The following is an 18,470-nucleotide window of genomic DNA, read 5'->3' on the forward strand; positions in this document are numbered from 1 at the left end:
CGGCGTCGTCGAACAGACCCGCCGCCACGCCGCCGTCGCCGCCCTCCTGCGCGTCCCCCACGTCGTCCTCGCCGTCAACAAGATGGACCTCGTCGACTGGTCGGAGAAGGGATTCCTGCGGATCACCGAGGACTTCGGCCGGTACGCCGCCGAACTCGACCACTCCCCGGGCGGGTTCACCGCCATCCCGGTATCCGCGCTGACCGGCGACAACGTCGTGGACCGCTCCGCGCACATGGACTGGTACACCGGCCCCACGCTCCTCGACCACCTGGAGACCGTCCGTACCGACGACGGGGAGGCGGACCTCCCGGCCCGGCTCCCCGTGCAGTACGTCATCCGGCACGGCGACGACCGCCACTACGCGGGCCAGTTGGCCACCGGCGAGCTGCGCACCGGTGACGCGGTGGTGGTGCTCCCCTCCGGCGTCACCTCCACCGTCGCCGGCGTCGACCGGCTCGGCGAGCCCGTCGACGCCGCGTACGCCCTGGACTCGGTCTCCGTGCGCCTCGCCGACGACCTCGACATCGGCCGGGGCGACCTCATCGCCCCGGTGGCCGGGGCGCCCGCGCTCACCCGGAGCGTCGACGCCGACGTCTGCCATCTGCACGACCGCACCCTGCGCGTCGGCGACCGGGTGCTGCTCCGGCACACCACCCGTACGGTCAAGGCGATCGTCCAGGACCTGCCCGGCCGGCCCGACGGCAGCCTCACCACCAACGAGCTGGGGCGGATACGGCTCCGTACGGCCGAGCCGCTCGCCGCCGACGCCTACGCCGCCTCCCGCCGCACCGGCTCCTTCCTCCTCATCGACCCCGCTGACGGCGCCACGCTGACCGCGGGCATGGTCCGGTGATCGCGTGCCGACCCCGGGCCGCGCCCCTGCCCTCGCCCTGAAACAGGTCACGCACACCTACCGGCCCGGCGAACCACCGGTGCTCGACCGGCTCGATCTCACCGTCGAGCAGGGCGAGTTCCTCTGCGTGCTGGGCGCGTCCGGCTCCGGGAAATCCACCCTGCTGAGCCTCTTCGGCGGGCTGGAGCACCCCACTTCGGGCACGGTGTCGCTGTCCTCGCCGCGCCCCGCGCTGATGTTCCAGGAGCATGCGCTCTTCCCCTGGCTCACCGCCGGCGGGAACGTCGAACTCGCTCTGCGCTTCGGCGGATCGCCGAAGAACGACCGCGAGGCCGAGGCCCGGCGCCTGCTCGCCCTGGTGCGGCTCCCGGACGCGTACGACCGGCCGGTGCACGAGCTCTCCGGCGGCATGCGGCAACGCGTCGCCCTGGCCCGCGCGCTCGCGCAGGGCAGCCGGGTCCTCCTGATGGACGAGCCCTTCGCCGCGCTCGACGCGATCACCCGCGAGGTGCTCCACGAGGTCCTGCTCGACGTCCGGGAGGCGCGCGGGCTCACCGTCGTGTTCGTCACCCACCAGGTGTCCGAGGCCGTCCGGCTCGCCACCCGCATCGTGCTGCTCTCCTCGCGCCCCGGCCGCATCGCCCACAGGTGGCGGGCCGGTGAGCCCGGGGCCGACAGCGCGACCATCACCGCCCGGCTGCGGGAGGAGGTCCGCCGCCATGCCGCCACCCACTGACCACAGAGAGCGGACGGACCGGAGAGAGCAGGCGGACCGGAAGGAGCGGACGACCGGAACCGCCGCGCTCGCCGAGGGCCTGGACCGGCTGGAGACCGCCGCCCCGGCGGACCCCCCGGCGCCCGGTGGCCCCGTCCGGCGGTACGCCGCCCGCCTCCGCACCACGGTGACCGCCCCGGCCCTCTCCGTCCTCGTACTGCTGCTGCTCTGGCAGGCCGCGTACGCACTCGGCCTCTCCGCCACCCTCCCCTCACCCGCCGCCGTCGCCTCGTCCCTGGACGACGCGCGGCGGGACGGCACGCTGTGGCCGGCGCTCGGCCACAGCCTGCTCCGTACGGTGGCGGGGTTCGTGGTCTCCGTGGTGCTCGGCACCCTCCTCGGGCTGTTGATCCACCGGGTGCGCGCGGCACGCGGCGCGCTCGCCCCGGTCCTCTCGGCGCTCCAGTCGCTCCCGGCCGCCGGTCTCGTCCCGCTCGGGGTCATCGTCTTCGGCGAGTCCGAGGCGGCGGTGTACGCGGTGGTACTGCTCGGGGCCGTACCGTCCGTGGCGGTCGGTGTGGCCGGGGCGCTCGGCCAGATCCCGCCGCCGCTGCTGCGGGCCGGGCGGTCGCTGGGCGCCACCGGGCCCTCCCTCGTCCGGCACATCCTGCTGCCGGCCGCACTGCCGGGCCTGGTGGCCGCGCTGCGGCAGGGCTGGACCTTCGGCTGGCGGGCGCTGATGACGGCGGAGCTGATCACCGCGACCCCGCTGCCCGGCGTCGGCCGACTCCTCAACTCCGGCAAGGAGAACGACGACACCGCGCTCGTGCTCGCCGCCGTTCTCCTCGTCCTCACCGTCGGCATCGTCATGGAGTCCGCCCTCTTCACCCCGGTGGAACGGCGGGTGCTGCGCGCCCGCGGCCTGCTCCCCGCCCGGCCCTGAACCCGAACTTCCCCTCCGCGTACCTCCGCACGCCCCGAAAGGCACTCCCATGAGCACGGCCTCCTCCCCACCGCCGAAGGTCAGCGTCGTCGTCCCCGTGTACAACCCGGGCCCGCACATGGACGAGCTGATCGACTCGCTGCTGCACCAGACGATGTCCCCGCGCGAGTTCGAGGTGATCTTCGTGGACGACGGTTCGACCGACGGCACCGGAGCGCGGCTCGACCGGCTCGCGGCGGAGCACCCGCACTTCGAGGTGGTGCACATACCCAACTCCGGCTGGCCCTCGCGCCCCCGCAACCTGGGGATCGAACGCGCCCGGGGGACGTACGTCCAATTCGCCGACAACGACGACTGGTTCGGCACCGAGGCGCTGCAACGGCTGTACGCCTACGCCGAGGAGAACGGTTCCGACGTCGTGGTGGGCCGGATGGCCGGCCGGGGGCGAGGCGTCCCCCGGGAGCTGTTCCGCAAGAACCTCCCCGACGCCCGCCCCGAGAAGAGCGCGCTCGTCGACAGCCTCACCCCGCACAAGATGTTCCGCCGGTCCTTCCTGCTGGACCACGGGCTGCGCTTCCCCGAGGGCAGACGCCGGCTGGAGGACCACGTCTTCGTGATGGCCGCCTACTTCGCGGCCCGGCGGATCTCGGTCCTCTCCGACTACGTCTGCTACTACCACGTGGCCCGCCCCGACCACTCCAACGCCGGGTTCCGCGCCTTCGACCCCACCGGGTACTTCGGCAACCTCCGCGAGGCGCTCGACATCGTCGACGCGAACACCGGACCCGGCGCCGTACGCGACCGGCTCCACCGGCGGTGGCTCCGGGTCGAGACGGTGGAGCGGCTCAGCGGAAAGCGGTTCCTGGACGCCCCCGAGGAGTGGCGCGCGGACTTCTTCCGCGAGGCCCGCGCCCTCGTCGCCGAGCGGTTCGGTCCCGGGGTCGCCGCCGGGCTGCCCGCCCGCCAGCGCGCGGCGGCCGAGCTCCTCGTCCAGGACCGGATCGACGCCGTACGCGAACTCGCCGCCTGGGAGCGGGCGGTCCGCGCCGGGGCCACCGTCTCCGCCCCGTCCGCCGAGGAGATCACCGCCACCGGCGAGCTGCTCTGCGGCGGCTCCCCGCTCACCTTCACTCACCGCGCGGACGGGACCGACGCACTGACCGTGCCCGTCCCCGGCATCCCGGCCGAGGCGCTGGACGTCACCAAGGCACTGCGGAACGCCAGGATGGACGTGCTGGCCCGGCGCAGGGGCGGCGCCGAGGAGTTCTTCGTCCCCTCGGAGACCAGCCTCACCCGGGTCCCGGCCCCGGGCACCCCCGGCGGCTTCCGGACCGTCCACACCACCGTCGCCCGCCTCGCTCCCGACACCCTCAACTCGGGCCGCAACGCCGGCACCTGGGACCTCAAGGTGCGCATCAGCAGCTGCGGCTGGCAGCGCGACGCCCCGCTGCCGCTCAGCCTCCTCATCGCCACGGACGGTGCCCCGCCCGTGCTCACCACCCCTCCCGCACGCCCCGTCACCGTGCTCCGCCTGAAGCGGGCGGCCCGGCGCCGGGCCGCCGCCCTGCTGGCCCGGCTGCGCGCGCTGGTCTGAGAGAAGCCCGGGAGAACGCGAGAACGGCCCCAGGAGATGTCCTCCTGGGGCCGTTCGTCGTACGTACCGACCCGGGCGCGTGGTACCGGGCCGGTGGTCAGCGGTGCTTACGCGCGGCGGCGGGCCACCTCGTACAGCACGATGCCGGCCGCGACACCGGCGTTCAGCGACTCGGCGCCACCCGGCATCGAGATGCGGACACGGTAGTCACAGGTCTCGCCCACGAGGCGGCCGAGGCCCTTGCCCTCGCTGCCGATCACGATGACGACCGGACCGGACAGCTGCTCCAGGTCCTCCACCGTGTGCTCACCGTCGGCGGCCAGACCGACGACCGTGAGGCCCGCCTTCTGGTAGCCCTCCAGCGCGCGGGTCAGGTTGGTGACCCGGGAGACCGGGGTGCGCGCGGCCGTACCGGCCGAGGACTTCCAGGCACCCGCCGTCATACCGGCCGCACGCCGCTCGGGGACGACCACGCCGTGGCCGCCGAACGCCGACACGGACCGGACGATTGCACCCAGGTTGCGCGGGTCGGTGACCCCGTCGAGCGCCACGATCAGCGGGTCCTCGCCGTTGTCGTACGCGGCGGCGGTCAGGTCCTCCGGGTGCGCGTACTCGTACGGCGGGACCTGGAGGACGAGGCCCTGGTGGTTCAGGCCGTTCGTCATCCGGTCCAGCTCGGGGCGCGGGGCCTCCATGAGGTTGATGTTGCCCCGGTCGGCGGCGAGCTTGAGCGCGTCACGGACCCGCTCGTCGTTGTCGATGAACTGCTGGACGTAGAGCGTCACCGCGGGGACGCCGTCGCGCAGCGCCTCGAAGACCGGGTTACGGCCGACGACCATCTCCGAGGTGCCCTTGACGCCGCCGCGCCGCGGGGCGGGGCGACGGGCCGCGGCCTGCTTGGCCGCGGCGTTCGCGATGCGGTTCTTCTTGTGTCCCTTGCGGGCGGAGGCGGGCGGCGTCGGGCCCTTGCCTTCGAGGCCACGGCGTCGCTGCCCACCGCTGCCGACCTGCGCGCCCTTCTTGTTGGACGTGCGGCGGTTCCTGCGCTGGCTGTTCCCGGCCATGACCTACCTGTTTCGTTGCTTCAGAAATGCTTCTACAAGTGAAAGTGTGCCGCCCGGACGGCCGGGCGGCACATTCGCGCCTCTGGACGCGGTGCGAGGAGCGGTGCTCAGCGCGGTCCCAGCGACCACCGGGGACCGCTCGCGCTGTCCTCGATGACCAGCCCGGACTGGTTCAGCTGGTCGCGGATCGCGTCCGCCGCCGCCCAGTCCTTGCGCTCGCGGGCGCCCTGCCGCTGGTCCAGCACGAGCCGTACGAGCGTGTCGACGACGCCGTGCAGGTCCTCGCCCCGGTCGCTCTCGCCCGCCCAGTGCGGGTCGAGCGGGTCCAGGCCGAGGACGCCGAGCATGGCCCGGACCTCGGCGAGGCGGGCGATCGCGGCTTCCTTGTCGTCGGCGGCGAGCGCGGAGTTGCCCTGCCGGACGGTGGTGTGGACGATCGCGAGCGCCTGCGGGACGCCCAGGTCGTCGTCCATCGCCTCGGCGAAGGCCGGCGGCACCTCGGGGGCGGGCTCGACCGTCTTGCCCGTCTTCTCGGTGACCCGCTGCGCGAAGCCCTCGATCCGCGCGAACGCGGACTCCGCCTCGCGCAGGGACGCCTCGCTGTACTCGATCATCGAGCGGTAGTGCGCGCTGCCGAGGTAGTAGCGGAGCACGATCGGGCGCCACGCCTTGACCATCTCGCTGACCAGCACGGAGTTGCCCAGCGACTTCGACATCTTCTCGCCGGCCATGGTGACCCAGCCGTTGTGCACCCAGTACTTGGCGAAGGTGTCGCCGTACGCCTTGGACTGGGCGATCTCGTTCTCGTGGTGCGGGAAGATCAGATCGATGCCCCCGCCGTGGATGTCGAACTCGGTGCCGAGGTACTTGTGCGCCATCGCGGAGCACTCCAGGTGCCAGCCCGGCCGGCCGCGGCCCCAGGGGGTCTCCCAGCTCGGCTCGCCCGGCTTCGCGGACTTCCACATGGCGAAGTCGCGCTGGTCGCGCTTGCCGGTCTCGCCCTCGCCGGACGGCTGGCGCAGATCGTCCAGGTTCTGGTTGGAGAGTTCCAGGTAGCCGGGGAACGAGCGCACGTCGAAGTAGACGTTGCCGTCCGACGCGTACGCGTGGCCCCGCTCGATGAGGCCGCGCATCATCTCGATCATCTCGGTGATGTGGCCGGTGGCGCGGGGCTCGTAGGTGGGCGGCAGGCAGCCGAGCGCGTCGTAACCGTCGTTGAACGCGCGCTCGTTCTCGTACCCGATCGACCACCAGGGGCGGCCCTGCTCCTCGGACTTCCGGATGATCTTGTCGTCGATGTCCGTGACGTTCCGGACGAACGTCACGTCGTAGCCGCGGTACGCGAACCAGCGGCGCATGATGTCGAAGTTCAGGCCGGAACGGATGTGCCCGATGTGCGGTGCGGCCTGGACGGTAGCGCCACAGAGGTAGATCGAGACACAGCCCGCGGTGAGCGGGACGAAGTCACGGATCTGCCGGGCGCTGGTGTCGTACAGGCGAATAGTCACGCCTCAAGGGTAGTAGGCCGACACCAGTGCCCCGCGACCTCTGCGCAGTCGCGGGGTAACTTTTCTGCTATACGGCCCCCGGGAGGGCACTTTCACGGCCCCGTTACGGGGCACAGGGTGCAGGTGGGGCGTGTGGGACGGGTGTGGCGGGTGGTACTGAGCCGCCCGCCCGCGCGGAAAAAGACCTTCCGGCACGGGCGGAGGCGACACCCCCGGACCGCCCTCGCGGCCCGCCCCCTCAGATGCGGCCGACCACCTTGCGCGGGGTGATCCGCACGACCACCCGCTCGGCGTCGTTCACCGAGTCAGGGTTGAAGTCGGCGTACCCCTTGCCGGTGTACTTCCGCGACAGCTGGTCGATCAGCTCCTGGCCTCCCTCGGTGGACAGGGTCGCCTCGCCGCGGATCTCGGCGTACGAGTACGGCGCGTCGAACGGCTGGAGCAGAACGGTCACCCGGGGGTCGCGGCGCAGGTTCTTCTCCTTGCGGCGGCCGACCGTGGTGGAGATCAGCACGTCGTCCCCGTCCCGCGCCACCCATACGGGCGACACCTGCGGGCTGCCGTCCGGCTGGATGGTCGCGACGTTGACGAAGACGGGCTTGTCCAGCAGGTTCTTGAGCTCATCGGAAAGTGCGGCGGTCATGACCTACATCCTCCTGCGCGTGGCGGTTACGGGCTGTGACGGTGAGTGACCCGCGTCTCCTACCCCCCAACCACGCGGCCGACCCGTTCCTTCCCGTACGGCCCCGCCGAACGGATGAAAGCGCGCGCAGCCGTCGCGCGGACCGCCCGGGCCCGCGGCCGTACGGCGGCGGGCCCGGGCGCGGCCTCAGGGGGCGCGGTACACCAGCGCGGTCGCGATCCCCGCGATGCCCTCGCCCCGGCCGGTGAAGCCGAGGCCGTCCGAGGTGGCGGCGGAGAGCGAGACGGGGGCGCCGACCACGTCCGAGAGGACCTGCTGGGCCTCCTCGCGCCGCTTGCCGATCTTGGGCCGTATCCCGACGACCTGGACGGCGACGTTGCCGATCCCGAATCCGGCCGCCCGCACGATCCGGGCCGCCTCGGCCAGCAGCGTCACGCCGGAGGCGCCGGACCACTCGGGGCGGCCGGTGCCGAAGTGCTGCCCCAGGTCACCGAGGCCGGCGGCGGAGAAGAGGGCGTTGCAGGCGGCGTGCGCGACGACGTCCGCGTCGGAGTGCCCGGCCAGGCCGGGGCCCTCGCCCTCCCACTTGAGGCCCGCGCACCAGAGCTCGCGACCCTCCTCGAAGGCGTGGATGTCGGTCCCGATCCCGACGAGCGGGATCACGGGGCGGGTTTCAGAAGCCATCGTTCGCCCTCCGGCGTGCCAGTACCGCTTCGGCCAGCACGAGATCGAGCGGCCGGGTCACCTTGAACGCCTCTTCGTGGCCGGGCACCACGACGACGGGCTCGCCGAGACGTTCCACCATGCCCGCGTCGTCGGTGGCGCCCTCGCCGCCGAACACCGCGGTCGCGTGCGCCCGCACCAGGGTGTCCCGGTCGAAGCCCTGCGGGGTCTGCACCGCGCGCAGCCTGGCCCGTACGGGGGTCGAGAGCACCGGCTCCGGTCCGCCCGGGACCGCCGAGGGCTCGACCTCCTTGACGGTGTCGGCGAGCGGTACGGCGGGCACCACGGCCGGGGCTCCGCCGCGTACCGCCTCGATGACCGCGTCCACGGTGTCGACCGGCACCAGCGGGCGGGCCGCGTCGTGCACCAGGACCGTGGCCACGTCCTCGGGCAGCGCCTGAAGGCCGAGGCGGACGGACTCCTGGCGGGTCTCGCCGCCGGGCACCACCACGTAGTCGGTGCGCTCGGGCAGGGCGTGCGTGTCGAGGAGGTTCTTCACCTCGGGCGCGCCGTCCGGCGGGGCGACCACCACGACGAGCGAGACGGCCCGCGAGGCGGCCATCGCCCGCACGGCGTGGACCAGCATGGGCGTGCCGCTCAGGGTGCGCAGCGCCTTGGGCGCGCCGGGGCCGAGCCGGACCCCCCGGCCGGCCGCCGGGATGACGGCGGCGGTGCGGGGCGTCCTGGCGGAACCGCCGGTCGCGGGGGGTACGGCGGGCGCCTGCGCGCCCGACGGACCCGGCAGCCCGTCGGGCGGCGACATGTCGGGCGGTGACATGGGTGACATCGGTTGCACTCCGAAGCTTCGGCAGGTTTGTTGCCACGGCCGACGTGGGTAGGGCCCCAAGCGAGCCGCCGTACAACGGCCCGCCTCGGTCCGGACCCCTTCCGTGACCCGGTCGAGCGAGTCGTGGCGGCGGCGCGGGGCGGCCGGTGCGTTGACCGGCCGAGGGGGACGCTAGCCGCACAAGGGCCGGCGCGACCACCACCTGGTATCCGGCCGAATTCAGCCGCATCCGGGTGGCCGAAAAAGAATCTTGAAAAAGCGCCGGGTGCCCAGGTGTCCGGCTCCCCGCATGCGGTGAATCCGGTGCGGTGGGTTCCGCCGCATCGGAAACCCGCCGCACCGGGACCGGTGAGGCGGCGGGGCCGAGGCACGAAGGGCCGACCGTGCTCACGGACGTGTCCTGAACACGGACATGCCCAGAACGCGAACGTGCCGCGGTGCCCGGAGACGTACCGTTGGAAAACGGCAGGTCAGCGGGGACCACGGCATATTCGTACGACCGGTGTGATCCGGTTCAGGACGCGAGAACCTCGTCGAGCAGGGCTTCGGCCTTGTCCTCGTTCGTGTTTTCCGCGAGAGCGAGCTCACTCACCAGGATCTGGCGGGCCTTGGCGAGCATGCGCTTTTCTCCGGCGGAGAGTCCGCGCTCGCGCTCACGACGCCACAGGTCGCGCACCACTTCGGCGACCTTGATGACATCGCCAGAGGCGAGCTTCTCCAGATTTGCCTTGTAGCGACGGGACCAGTTCGTCGGCTCTTCGGCATACGGTGCGCGCAGCACCTCGAAGACCCGGTCCAGCCCGTCCTGCCCGACCACGTCGCGCACGCCCACGAACTCCGCATTGTCCGCCGGCACACGAACCGTCAAGTCGCCCTGAGCGACCTTGAGCACCAAGTAGGTCTTGTCCACGCCTTTGATCTGGCGAGTTTCGATAGCCTCGATCAGCGCGGCCCCGTGATGGGGATAGACCACGGTGTCGCCAACCTTGAACGTCATGTGACAGGTACCCCTTCCGTGGCTATCCAGGGTAACACGAGAACGGCTACTCCTGAATGGCGTTTTCGCAGGTCAGGGCATATCTCGGGGCTTGACAACAGCATCCGGAACGTGCTGCGCGGGGCTTCGCGGAGAGGGTATTCGCAGGTCGGAGCCGTTGTGCGACCGGCCGGAAACGCGTCGCCCCCGCGCCCGGGAACCCTGTCCGAACGGGTTAAAGATCCCGTTTTGCCGGATTCGCGAAGCGGCAGTTTCTTCCATGCGTTCGGAGATCGATCACATGATCGACGTAAGTTTCGTAGCCCATTGAAATTGATCAAGCGCCCCCTGACAACCGCTCCCCGCGCTTTTCCGCCGACGAATGCGCCACCGGCGGGAAAATTGATCATTCGCGTTTTGTGAACGGGGGATGTCGGGCGGTGACCGGAGCGCAGGTGCCGCCCCCCGGGCGGGACGATCCGGGCGCGGTGCCGGGCCGGGAGCCGGGCGGGCCGCCCCGGTCCCGGCGAAGAGCCGTGGGGCAAAGGGGCGGGTCGGGTGCGAGGCGTGAGCGGCGGCTCGGTAGCCTAAGGCCGCTGACACACCCTTAGGGCGGCTTTACGTCACTCGGTCTCGCCGCCCTGCGCGGTCGTGCAGTGCACCTGCGCACCACGTCCGTAGTCCGCAGTCCGAACGTTCAAGGAGTTGCCGCCGCCGTGAGCCGCAGCCTTCGACACGGCGCTCTCGCCGCCACTGCCCTCGTGATCTCCATCGCCTCGCTGTCCGCGTGCGCCGCGGGCAACGACGCAGCAACGCTCCAGGTCAGGCCGGACAACGCGGCCACCTCGGTCGGCGACATCAAGATCCAGAACGTGAACGTCGTCACGCAGCCCGAACACGACGCCGAGGGCCCCGCCGTGGTCACCGGCGCCCTCTTCAACCAGGGCACCGAGGACGAGACGCTGGAGGCCATCACACTGCCCCGGTCCGGCAGCGAGGTGAAGCTGCACGCCGCCAAGGGCGACGGGCCGCTCGTGGTCCCCGCCGGCGGCAAGGTCGTCCTCGGTGGCGAGGGCAATGCCTCCGCCGTCATCGAGAACGGCCGCCAGGCCACCCGGAACGGCAACGTCGAGCAGGTCGTCTTCCGCCTCAGCGACAGCGGCGACATCGCGCTGGGCGCCACCGTCGTGCCCTCCGTCTCCTTCTTCAAGGGCTTCGGGCCGAGCGCGCTGCCGACCTCCGCCGCGAGCCCCGACGCCTCGGCCTCCCCGGACGCCTCCGCCTCGCCGGACGCCTCCGCGGGCGCCGACGCCTCCGCGACCCCGACGGACAGCGAGTCCCCGGCCGCCGGGTGAGCCCGGTCCGGCCTCGTACCCGGGGGCCGGCCGCGTACACGAGTGAAGGGCGCCTTCCCCTCGGGGGAGGCGCCCTTCACTCATCCGCGTGCCCGGTGGCCGGCCACCGGTTTACGGCTCGAACTTGTAGCCCAGGCCGCGGACCGTCACCAGGTAGCGCGGCGCGCCCGGGTCGGGCTCGATCTTGGCGCGCAGCCTCTTCACGTGCACGTCGAGGGTCTTGGTGTCGCCCACGTAGTCGGCGCCCCACACCCGGTCGATGAGCTGCATGCGGGTCAGTACGCGGCCCGCGTTGCGCAGCAGCATCTCCAGCAGGTCGAACTCCTTCAGCGGGAGGTCCACCTTGCCGCCGGAGACGGTGACCACGTGGCGGTCGACGTCCATCCGGACCGGACCGGCCTCCAGGGCCGCCGGCGTGATCTCCTCCGGCTCGCCGCGGCGGCGCAGCACCGCGCGGATGCGCGCCACCAGCTCGCGCGAGGAGAACGGCTTGGTGACGTAGTCGTCGGCTCCTATCTCCAGACCGACCACCTTGTCGATCTCGCTGTCCTTGGCGGTCACCATGATCACCGGGACGTTGGAGCGGTTGCGCAGCTGACGGCAGACCTCGGTGCCGGGCAGGCCCGGCAGCATGAGGTCGAGCAGGACGAGGTCGGCGCCGTTGCGGTCGAACTCGTCGAGGCCGTCGGGACCCGTCGCCGCCACGGCGACCTCGAAACCCTCCTTGCGCAGCATGTAGGACAGGACGTCGCTGAAGGATTCCTCATCCTCGACGACAAGCACTCGGGTCACGGAAGGGCCTCCGGGGCAGGAAAGGGTTCAAAAGCAGCGGTGTCGAACGGTCCCTCGTCGTCACCGTTGACGAAGAGCGGTCCGCCGGTGGTGCGTTCCCGTACGGTGCCCGTCTCGGGCAGCCGCAGGGTGAAGGTGGAGCCCTGTCCCTCGGAGCTCCAGACGGTGACCTCCCCGCCGTGCGAGGCGGCCACGTGCTTGACGATGGCGAGCCCGAGGCCGGTGCCACCGGTGGCTCGTGAGCGGGCGGGGTCGACGCGGTAGAACCGCTCGAAGACCCGGTCCCGGTCCTTCTCGGAGATGCCGATGCCCTGGTCGGTCACGGAGAGCTCGATCAGGGGCCGGCCCTGTCCGGGCACCCGCCGGACGGCGATGCCGACACGGGTACGGGCGGGGCTGTAGTTGACGGCGTTCTCGACCAGATTGCCGAGGGCTGCCGCGAGCTGTCCGCGGTTGCCCCAGACGGAGAGGTCGCTGGTCCCGCCGGAGGCCATGGTGATCTCCTTCGACATGGCCGGCTGGCGGCAGCGGTCGATGGCCTCGGCGACGAGTTCGTCCACCCGGACGGCCTCGGCGTCCTCCAGCGGGTCGTCGTTCTGGACCCGGGAGAGGTCGATCAGCTCCTGGACGAGGTTGGTCAGCCGGGTGGCCTCGATCTGCATGCGGCCGGCGAAGCGCTCGACGGCCTCCCGGTCGTCGGACGCCTCCAGGACCGCCTCCGACAGCAGGGAGAGGGCGCCGGTCGGCGTCTTCAGCTCGTGGCTGACGTTGGCGACGAAGTCGCGCCGTACCGCCTCGATCCGCCGCGACTCGGTCAGGTCCTCGACCAGCAGCAGCACCAGCCGGGAGCCCAGCGGGGCGACCCGGGCGGAGACGGCGAGCGCGTCGCCCCGGCCCGTACCGCGGCGGGGCAGCTCCAGCTCGACCTGCCGTATCTCGCCGTCCCGGCGGGTGTCCCGGGTCATCTGGAGCATCTGGTCGACGGCCAGCCGGCCGCCGCGGACCAGGCCCAGCGCGTACGCGGCGGAGCTGGCCTTCACCACTCCGTCGCTCTCGTCGAGCACGACGGCGGACGAACTGAGGACGGAGAGGACGGTGTCCACCCCGGGAGGCAGCGTGGCGGCGGTCTCCGGCCGCACGGAAGCGCGCGTCGGTTTCTTGAGATCGCGCTCGCTCCAGCGAAACGCCAGCATCGCGATCACACCGGTGCACAACCCGGCGGTCCCGGCTGCTGCGGCGACCGCCGCGTTCACGTCCATGTCGTCCAGGTTATGCGTCGATGCGCACGGCCTCACAGCCATACGAGTGCCATCTCGAACACTCGTCGCCCAGAGTTCACCGAGGGTATGGTCCCGGTTCACTTCTGCGGTCGGATTCCGACGCGTTCCGGGCGCACCGTGGGAGCGTGGGGTTCGACCCAGAGACCCCGGCCCACAGGACTGGAGAGGGACTTCCATGCGCGACGCCTACCACGAGGAACTCGACTCGATCGGCGAGGACCTGGTCGAGATGGCCCGGCTCGTCGGGTCGGCGATCGGGCGGGCCACCACGGCCATGCTCGACGCCGACCTCACTCTCGCGGAGACCGTCATCGCCGCGGACCAGAGGGTCGACGACCTCCAGCACGAACTGGAGGCACGTGCCATCGCCCTCCTCGCCCGGCAGCAGCCGGTCGCGACCGATCTGCGGATCGTGGTCACCTCGCTCCGTATGAGCGCCGACCTGGAGCGCTCGGGCGACCTCGCCCAGCACGTCGCCAAGCTGGCCCGGCTCCGCTTCCCGGACAAGGCCGTCCCGCACGACCTGCACGCCACGATCCTGGAGATGGGGCAGCTGGCCCAGCGGCTGATGGCGAAGGCCGCCGAGGTGATCATCACCAAGGACGTCGACCTCGCCCTCCAGCTGGAGCAGGACGACGACGAGATGGACCTGCTGCACCGCGCGCTCTTCCAGCACCTGATGGACGACCGCTGGAAGCACGGCATCGAGACGGCGGTCGACGTGACCCTGCTCGGCCGCTACTACGAGCGCTTCGCCGACCACGCGGTCTCGGTCGCCAAGCGGGTCGTCTACCTGGTGACGGGCGAGCACGCCGACGAGCTCCAGTCCCCGACCTCGGTCGAGGGCGCGTAACCTGCGCGGGCCGGGGCGGGCGGGGGCCGGGCACACGCTCCCGTACCGCCGCGCAGCGCGATCCGGCGCGCGACGGTGCCGGCGGGCCGTGGGGAGGGGCACGGAATCTCTGCGCGTGTGCGCCGTTGATGCGCCCGCCCGGCTGGGCATGCAATGGACGGGGGCCGGGACCGATCCCGTACGCCCCTGTCGTGCGCACCGGGCGTACGACACCGGCGCGGCGGCTCGCCCGCCCCGGCCGGTGGTACGCGTTGAGGAGGACCTCATGGCACATGCGGCCGATTCCCCCCTGCCCGACCCCGAGCAGGAGACCCCGACCGAAGTGGTGCGCCTGACCGTGCTCGGCGCCTGTGGCTGCGGCTCCGGCTGCGGCTGCGGCTGCCAGTCCGGTTCGCCCTGTCAGTGCGGCGGCTGACCGGCCCCGTTCCGGGGACGGACACCGGCTGCGCGACGGCCGTCGGTACGACGGCGCGACGGCTGTGTGACGGCGCGACGGCGTCCGTGCGGGGAGCCGCCGGGCTCCGGCGCGCGGACGCCGTCGCGCGGTCGGGCAGTGGAGTCGGGGGCGGGGTCGAGCGGCGCGGTCGAGCGGTGGCCGGTACGGCGACGCCGCTCAGGCGGTGCCCGGCCCGCCCACTGTCGGGAGCACGTCCCGGTGCGTTCCGGTGCGCGTGTCCCGGTAGGTCACCCGCCAGGCCGGGCCCAGCTCCGAGGCCACCTGCCGGGCCAGCTCCTCACCGGTCCGGCAGAACGCCGCTTCCGCCTCGGGCGAGGGGAAGGCCGACGACGCCGGATCATCCAGGCGCAGAATCGCCTCGAACTCCTCGGCCCAGGCGTCCAGCCCTCGCGCCAGACCGGCCGTCAGACCGAGGGCCGGATCGTGCGGTGAGGGGTTGCCGGACACGTCCGGTATCCAGAGCGGGTGGCAGAAGTAGTCGGCCATCACCCGGAGCTGCCGGGGCGAAGGAGGCCGCGGTTCCGCGGGGACCTCCGGCCCGCTGCCCGTCACGCCTGTGCCTGAAGAGGCTTCTCCGCGATGTCGAGGCGCACGGCCGGCTCGACAGCGGTCACCGGCACGGCAGGCTCGACGACGGGGGCCGGTACGGCCGGCTCGGCGGTCTCCAGGACGCGGCCTTCCGTCTCCCGGCCTTCCGCCTCCCGGCCTTCCGGTTCCTCGTCGATCGACAGGTTCCGCATCAGCAGCCAGTAGCCGAGGGCGGTCACCGTACCGAGCAGGGCGCAGGTCATCCAGAGCCAGGGCGCGCCCCAGTTGTCTATCACCACGCCGGACATCAGCGGAGCGACCAGCGCCGCCACCGACCAGGACATCGTGTACATCCCCTGATAGCGGCCCCGGCCCTGGGCGGGCGACAGCTTCACGACCAGGCTGGACTGGGTCGGGGCGTTGACGATCTCACCCAGGGTCCAGACGCACACCGTCAGCGCGTACGCGGCGACCGAGCCGGCGAAGGCCGTCAGCCCGAACCCGTATCCGGCGAAGAGCGTCGAGAAGACGAGGAGCTGACGCGGGTCCCGGTTGTCGATGAACCGTGAGAGGGGCATCTGGAGTACGACGATCAGCAGGCCGTTGACGGCGATCGCGCTACCGAAGTCGGAGCTGGTGAGCCCGTCCGCACCCATGGCCACCGGCAGTCCCACGTACCCCTGCTGGGTGATCAGCGCGACCAGGAACGACAGGCCGACCACCCCCATGAACCGCCCGTCCCGCAGCACGTCCGTGAGCCGGACCGCGCCGGGCTCGGCGGTCCGCCCGCCGGACGCGGAGGTCACCGGGGCAAGGTCCGGCCGGGATTCGGGCACCTTCAGGAACACGACGACGGCACAGCACAGGGTCAGCAGCGCCTCGACGAAGAAGCCGATCCGGTAGCTGTACTCGGCGATGAACCCGGCGCCGGTCGAGGAGACGGCGAAGCCGAGGTTGATGGCCCAGTAGTTCAGGGAGAAGGCCCGTACCCGGTCCTTCGGCGGCACGATGTCCGCCATCATCGCCTGGACGGCGGGGCGCGAGGCGTTGCTCGCCATGCCGACGACGAACGCGACGCCCGCGATGGCGACCGGGTTCTCCATGAACCCGAGCACCGCCACCGACACGGCCGTCGAGACCTGTGCGATCAGCATGGTCGGCCGCCGCCCGAGCCGGTCGGTCATCACCCCGGCGCCGAGCGAGGAGATGACCCCGCCGAGGCCGTGCAGCGAGGCGACCAGACCCGCGTACGAGGCGGAGTAGCCCCGGTCCAGCGTCAGGTAGAGCGCCATGAAAGTGGCGACGAACGCCCCGAGCCGGTTGACCAGTGTGCTGGTCCACAGCCACCAGAACTCCCGGGGCATCCCGGACACCGAGCCGCGCACGGCTCTCCGTAGACCGTCGACAGACATGCGGGTACCCCCAGGTGGCGCGAACGGGAACAGGTGCGGGACGAGTGCCGCACGGACACGCCCGGTAAGCAACAGGGCAGCTGATCGAACATTACGAAGGACGGCTTCCAGATCGCCACTCGATTGACGGCAGCTGTCAATCGTCAGCCCGGCGGAGTACGGCCCGAGCCCCGGTGGGGTGCGGGGCGGGGCCCGGTCGGAGGCCTTCGGACCGCCCTCCCGGCACCCCTCATGTGGGCCCCGCACCGCTCGCCTGTGTACCTGTTTGTCCGTCCAGTGGCCGGACGCGCGAAGGGGGTACAGGTTCGATTACGCTCGGGCTCATGGCCGACGCGACGTACAAGCTGATCCTCCTCCGCCACGGCGAGAGCGAATGGAACGCGAAGAACCTGTTCACCGGTTGGGTGGACGTGAACCTCACCGAAAAGGGCGAGAAGGAAGCGGTGCGCGGCGGTGAGCTGCTCAAGGACGCCGGGCTGCTCCCGGACGTCCTGCACACCTCCCTCCAGAAGCGCGCCATCCGCACGGCGCAGCTCGCGCTGGAGGCCGCCGACCGCCACTGGATCCCCGTCCACCGCTCCTGGCGGCTGAACGAGCGCCACTACGGCGCGCTCCAGGGCAAGGACAAGGCGCAGACCCTCGCAGAGTTCGGCGAGGAGCAGTTCATGCTGTGGCGCCGCTCCTACGACACCCCGCCGCCGGTCCTCGATGACGGCACGGAGTTCTCGCAGAGCGACGACCCGCGCTATGCGACGATCCCGACCGAGCTGCGCCCGCGCACCGAGTGCCTCAAGGACGTCGTCGTCCGCATGCTGCCGTACTGGTACGACGGCATCGTCCCGGACCTGCTGGACGGCAAGACCGTCCTCGTCGCCGCCCACGGCAACAGCCTCCGCGGCCTGGTCAAGCACTTGGACGGCATCTCCGACGAGGAGATCTCGGGCCTCAACATCCCGACCGGCATCCCGCTCGTCTACGAGCTCGACGCCGACTTCAAGCCGCTCAAGCCGGGCGGCACGTACCTCGACCCGGACGCGGCCAAGGCCGCCATCGAGGCCGTGAAGAACCAGGGCAAGAAGAAGTAAATTCCGCGATCGTGCCCCCGGTCCGCGCGTACAGCGCGGGGCGGGGGCATTTTCGTGGCAGAACCTGCCCCGCCGCAGGCCACGGACGTGTGTCCGAGTCCCCGGGAGGCTGCGACCGTCCCGCCGGCTTCCGCCGCCCCACGAATGGGGCCGGTCAGGTGCCTCATGAGTGGCTGCGCCGTACACGCGAACTGCCCTACTCTCAGCCGCCATGAAGATGGATCAAGCCGGGCCGGCCGAGTCCGCGGCATCGGACACCGCCCTGTTCGACTACCTCCCGACCGTCGCTGACTACGACAAGGCCCTGAAGAGGTTCTCCCTCAGGACCCGGCACGGCCTCACCGGTGGTCTGTGGCTTCCCGCGTTGTTCGGGGCCGCGGTGATCACCACACGGACACTGTCCTGGCACTTCGGCACAGCCCAGACGATCGGCGTCAGCGTGATCGGCGCCATCACCCTCTTCTGCACACGGCAGCGGGTCCGCAGGACCCGGACACGGACCCAGCACGAGGAGCACGCGGCTCTCGGGCACTGCCGCACGACGCTCACCGCCGACGGGCTGACCACCACCGGCTCGTCCGGGGAGAGCAGCGGCACCACCAGCTGGAACATCTACCCGTGGTGGTTCGAGACGCCCGACCTGTTCGTCCTCACGGGTAGCGCGGAGTACTTCTTCGTCGTACCCAAGCGCGGCGCGCGTTCCCCCGAGGACCTGGTCCGGGCCCGCGCGCTCTTCACGCGGCACCTTCGGCGCGTCTGAGCGCCGCCCGACGCACGCCTTCCGGGCAGGACTCGGCTGGGCGACCGCCGCCCCGGGCACGCCCCGCACGAGGGGCCACTCGGCGGCATCCGCCCCTCACGAAGGAGTAACGGCCGCAACTACCGGCCCTCCGGCGCTG

Annotated in this window: 19 protein-coding genes; 9 read left to right on the forward strand and 10 right to left on the reverse strand. The window is 71.7% G+C overall.

What is annotated here, in order from left to right:
- The 4 genes from ACWCSV_RS25955 to ACWCSV_RS25970 all read left to right on the forward strand — a co-directional run.
- Positions 1-856 (forward strand): elongation factor 1-alpha C-terminal domain-related protein (locus tag ACWCSV_RS25955; RefSeq protein WP_451146094.1); only part of this gene is annotated, 856 nt, incomplete at its 5' end.
- Between the two features lie 4 nt (positions 857-860).
- On the forward strand, positions 861-1,592 hold the full coding sequence (locus tag ACWCSV_RS25960) for an ABC transporter ATP-binding protein (RefSeq protein WP_451146096.1): 732 nt from the start codon (positions 861-863) through the stop codon (positions 1,590-1,592).
- Positions 1,576-2,514 (forward strand): ABC transporter permease, encoded by a 939-nt coding sequence (locus ACWCSV_RS25965; protein ID WP_451146098.1) that lies wholly within the window; start codon positions 1,576-1,578, stop codon positions 2,512-2,514. The genes ACWCSV_RS25960 and ACWCSV_RS25965 overlap by 17 nt, the downstream gene beginning before the upstream one ends.
- A gap of 49 nt (positions 2,515-2,563) precedes the next feature.
- Positions 2,564-4,108 carry a glycosyltransferase family 2 protein gene (locus ACWCSV_RS25970; RefSeq protein WP_451146100.1) on the forward strand — a complete coding sequence of 515 codons (1,545 nt, stop codon included), beginning with the start codon at positions 2,564-2,566 and terminating at the stop codon, positions 4,106-4,108.
- Between the two features lie 107 nt (positions 4,109-4,215).
- Here the strand turns inward: ACWCSV_RS25970 and rlmB are convergent, their stop codons facing one another.
- The 6 genes from rlmB to ACWCSV_RS26000 all read right to left on the reverse strand — a co-directional run bounded on the left by rlmB (position 4,216) and on the right by ACWCSV_RS26000 (position 9,830).
- Complete coding sequence (rlmB, locus tag ACWCSV_RS25975) at positions 4,216-5,172, reverse strand: 23S rRNA (guanosine(2251)-2'-O)-methyltransferase RlmB (protein WP_390959443.1); 957 nt, start codon at positions 5,170-5,172, stop codon at positions 4,216-4,218.
- A 107-nt stretch (positions 5,173-5,279) separates the two neighbouring features.
- Entirely contained in the window at positions 5,280-6,680 is a 1,401-nt protein-coding gene (gene cysS, locus ACWCSV_RS25980; RefSeq protein WP_451146102.1) for a cysteine--tRNA ligase, read from the reverse strand.
- 238 nt (positions 6,681-6,918) lie between these two features.
- A complete protein-coding gene (locus ACWCSV_RS25985) occupies positions 6,919-7,323 on the reverse strand; it encodes a PPOX class F420-dependent oxidoreductase (RefSeq protein WP_451146104.1) in 405 nt (134 codons plus the stop codon).
- Between the two features lie 186 nt (positions 7,324-7,509).
- Positions 7,510-8,007 (reverse strand): 2-C-methyl-D-erythritol 2,4-cyclodiphosphate synthase, encoded by a 498-nt coding sequence (ispF, locus tag ACWCSV_RS25990; protein WP_451146106.1) that lies wholly within the window; start codon positions 8,005-8,007, stop codon positions 7,510-7,512.
- Positions 7,997-8,809, reverse strand: coding sequence for a 2-C-methyl-D-erythritol 4-phosphate cytidylyltransferase (gene ispD, locus ACWCSV_RS25995; protein WP_451146288.1), 813 nt, complete (start codon positions 8,807-8,809; stop codon positions 7,997-7,999). Before ispD ends, ispF begins: the two co-directional genes overlap by 11 nt.
- A 538-nt stretch (positions 8,810-9,347) precedes the next feature.
- On the reverse strand, positions 9,348-9,830 hold the full coding sequence (locus tag ACWCSV_RS26000; RefSeq protein WP_003953493.1) for a CarD family transcriptional regulator: 483 nt from the start codon (positions 9,828-9,830) through the stop codon (positions 9,348-9,350).
- A gap of 695 nt (positions 9,831-10,525) precedes the next feature.
- On the opposite strand from ACWCSV_RS26000, the gene ACWCSV_RS26005 reads away from it, so the two are divergent.
- Positions 10,526-11,164 carry a DUF461 domain-containing protein gene (locus tag ACWCSV_RS26005; RefSeq protein WP_451146108.1) on the forward strand — a complete coding sequence of 213 codons (639 nt, stop codon included), beginning with the start codon at positions 10,526-10,528 and terminating at the stop codon, positions 11,162-11,164.
- Between the two features lie 111 nt (positions 11,165-11,275).
- Here ACWCSV_RS26005 and ACWCSV_RS26010 read toward each other — a convergent pair whose 3' ends face one another.
- Positions 11,276-11,956, reverse strand: coding sequence for a response regulator transcription factor (locus tag ACWCSV_RS26010; protein WP_275493488.1), 681 nt, complete (start codon positions 11,954-11,956; stop codon positions 11,276-11,278).
- A complete protein-coding gene (locus ACWCSV_RS26015; RefSeq protein WP_451146110.1) occupies positions 11,953-13,215 on the reverse strand; it encodes a sensor histidine kinase in 1,263 nt (420 codons plus the stop codon). Before ACWCSV_RS26015 ends, ACWCSV_RS26010 begins: the two co-directional genes overlap by 4 nt.
- A 196-nt stretch (positions 13,216-13,411) precedes the next feature.
- Between ACWCSV_RS26015 and phoU the strand changes: the two genes are divergently transcribed.
- Together phoU and ACWCSV_RS26025 are read left to right on the forward strand one after the other, a co-directional pair.
- A complete protein-coding gene (gene phoU, locus ACWCSV_RS26020) occupies positions 13,412-14,089 on the forward strand; it encodes a phosphate signaling complex protein PhoU (RefSeq protein WP_327176532.1) in 678 nt (225 codons plus the stop codon).
- Positions 14,090-14,354: 265 nt separating this feature from the next.
- Complete coding sequence (locus ACWCSV_RS26025) at positions 14,355-14,504, forward strand: hypothetical protein (protein WP_266705998.1); 150 nt, start codon at positions 14,355-14,357, stop codon at positions 14,502-14,504.
- Between the two features lie 198 nt (positions 14,505-14,702).
- On the opposite strand, the gene ACWCSV_RS26030 is transcribed toward ACWCSV_RS26025, so the two are convergent.
- Positions 14,703-15,032 (reverse strand): hypothetical protein, encoded by a 330-nt coding sequence (locus ACWCSV_RS26030; RefSeq protein ID WP_451146112.1) that lies wholly within the window; start codon positions 15,030-15,032, stop codon positions 14,703-14,705.
- 62 nt (positions 15,033-15,094) lie between these two features.
- Positions 15,095-16,486, reverse strand: coding sequence for an MDR family MFS transporter (locus ACWCSV_RS26035; RefSeq protein WP_451146114.1), 1,392 nt, complete (start codon positions 16,484-16,486; stop codon positions 15,095-15,097).
- A gap of 323 nt (positions 16,487-16,809) precedes the next feature.
- Between ACWCSV_RS26035 and ACWCSV_RS26040 the strand changes: the two genes are divergently transcribed.
- Positions 16,810-17,571 (forward strand): phosphoglyceromutase, encoded by a 762-nt coding sequence (locus tag ACWCSV_RS26040; protein WP_451146116.1) that lies wholly within the window; start codon positions 16,810-16,812, stop codon positions 17,569-17,571.
- Between the two features lie 211 nt (positions 17,572-17,782).
- Positions 17,783-18,331 (forward strand): hypothetical protein, encoded by a 549-nt coding sequence (locus ACWCSV_RS26045; RefSeq protein ID WP_451146118.1) that lies wholly within the window; start codon positions 17,783-17,785, stop codon positions 18,329-18,331.
- Positions 18,332-18,470: the final 139 nt, after the last annotated feature.

The sequence above is a fragment of the Streptomyces sp. NPDC001770 genome, assembly GCF_053596135.1.

Excerpts from the sequence above, each read along its gene's own strand:
- ACWCSV_RS25965 (WP_451146098.1), top strand. The coding sequence starts at position 1,576 with ATGCCGCCACCCACTGACCACAGAGAGCGGACGGACCGGAGAGAGCAG.
- ACWCSV_RS25970 (WP_451146100.1), top strand. The coding sequence starts at position 2,564 with ATGAGCACGGCCTCCTCCCCACCGCCGAAGGTCAGCGTCGTCGTCCCC.
- rlmB (WP_390959443.1), bottom strand. The coding sequence starts at position 5,172 with ATGGCCGGGAACAGCCAGCGCAGGAACCGCCGCACGTCCAACAAGAAG.
- ACWCSV_RS25985 (WP_451146104.1), bottom strand. The coding sequence starts at position 7,323 with ATGACCGCCGCACTTTCCGATGAGCTCAAGAACCTGCTGGACAAGCCC.
- ispF (WP_451146106.1), bottom strand. The coding sequence starts at position 8,007 with ATGGCTTCTGAAACCCGCCCCGTGATCCCGCTCGTCGGGATCGGGACC.
- ispD (WP_451146288.1), bottom strand. The coding sequence starts at position 8,809 with ATGTCGCCGCCCGACGGGCTGCCGGGTCCGTCGGGCGCGCAGGCGCCC.
- ACWCSV_RS26000 (WP_003953493.1), bottom strand. The coding sequence starts at position 9,830 with ATGACGTTCAAGGTTGGCGACACCGTGGTCTATCCCCATCACGGGGCC.
- ACWCSV_RS26015 (WP_451146110.1), bottom strand. The coding sequence starts at position 13,215 with ATGGACGTGAACGCGGCGGTCGCCGCAGCAGCCGGGACCGCCGGGTTG.
- phoU (WP_327176532.1), top strand. The coding sequence starts at position 13,412 with ATGCGCGACGCCTACCACGAGGAACTCGACTCGATCGGCGAGGACCTG.
- ACWCSV_RS26025 (WP_266705998.1), top strand. The coding sequence starts at position 14,355 with ATGGCACATGCGGCCGATTCCCCCCTGCCCGACCCCGAGCAGGAGACC.
- ACWCSV_RS26030 (WP_451146112.1), bottom strand. The coding sequence starts at position 15,032 with ATGGCCGACTACTTCTGCCACCCGCTCTGGATACCGGACGTGTCCGGC.
- ACWCSV_RS26035 (WP_451146114.1), bottom strand. The coding sequence starts at position 16,486 with ATGTCTGTCGACGGTCTACGGAGAGCCGTGCGCGGCTCGGTGTCCGGG.
- ACWCSV_RS26040 (WP_451146116.1), top strand. The coding sequence starts at position 16,810 with ATGGCCGACGCGACGTACAAGCTGATCCTCCTCCGCCACGGCGAGAGC.
- ACWCSV_RS26045 (WP_451146118.1), top strand. The coding sequence starts at position 17,783 with ATGAAGATGGATCAAGCCGGGCCGGCCGAGTCCGCGGCATCGGACACC.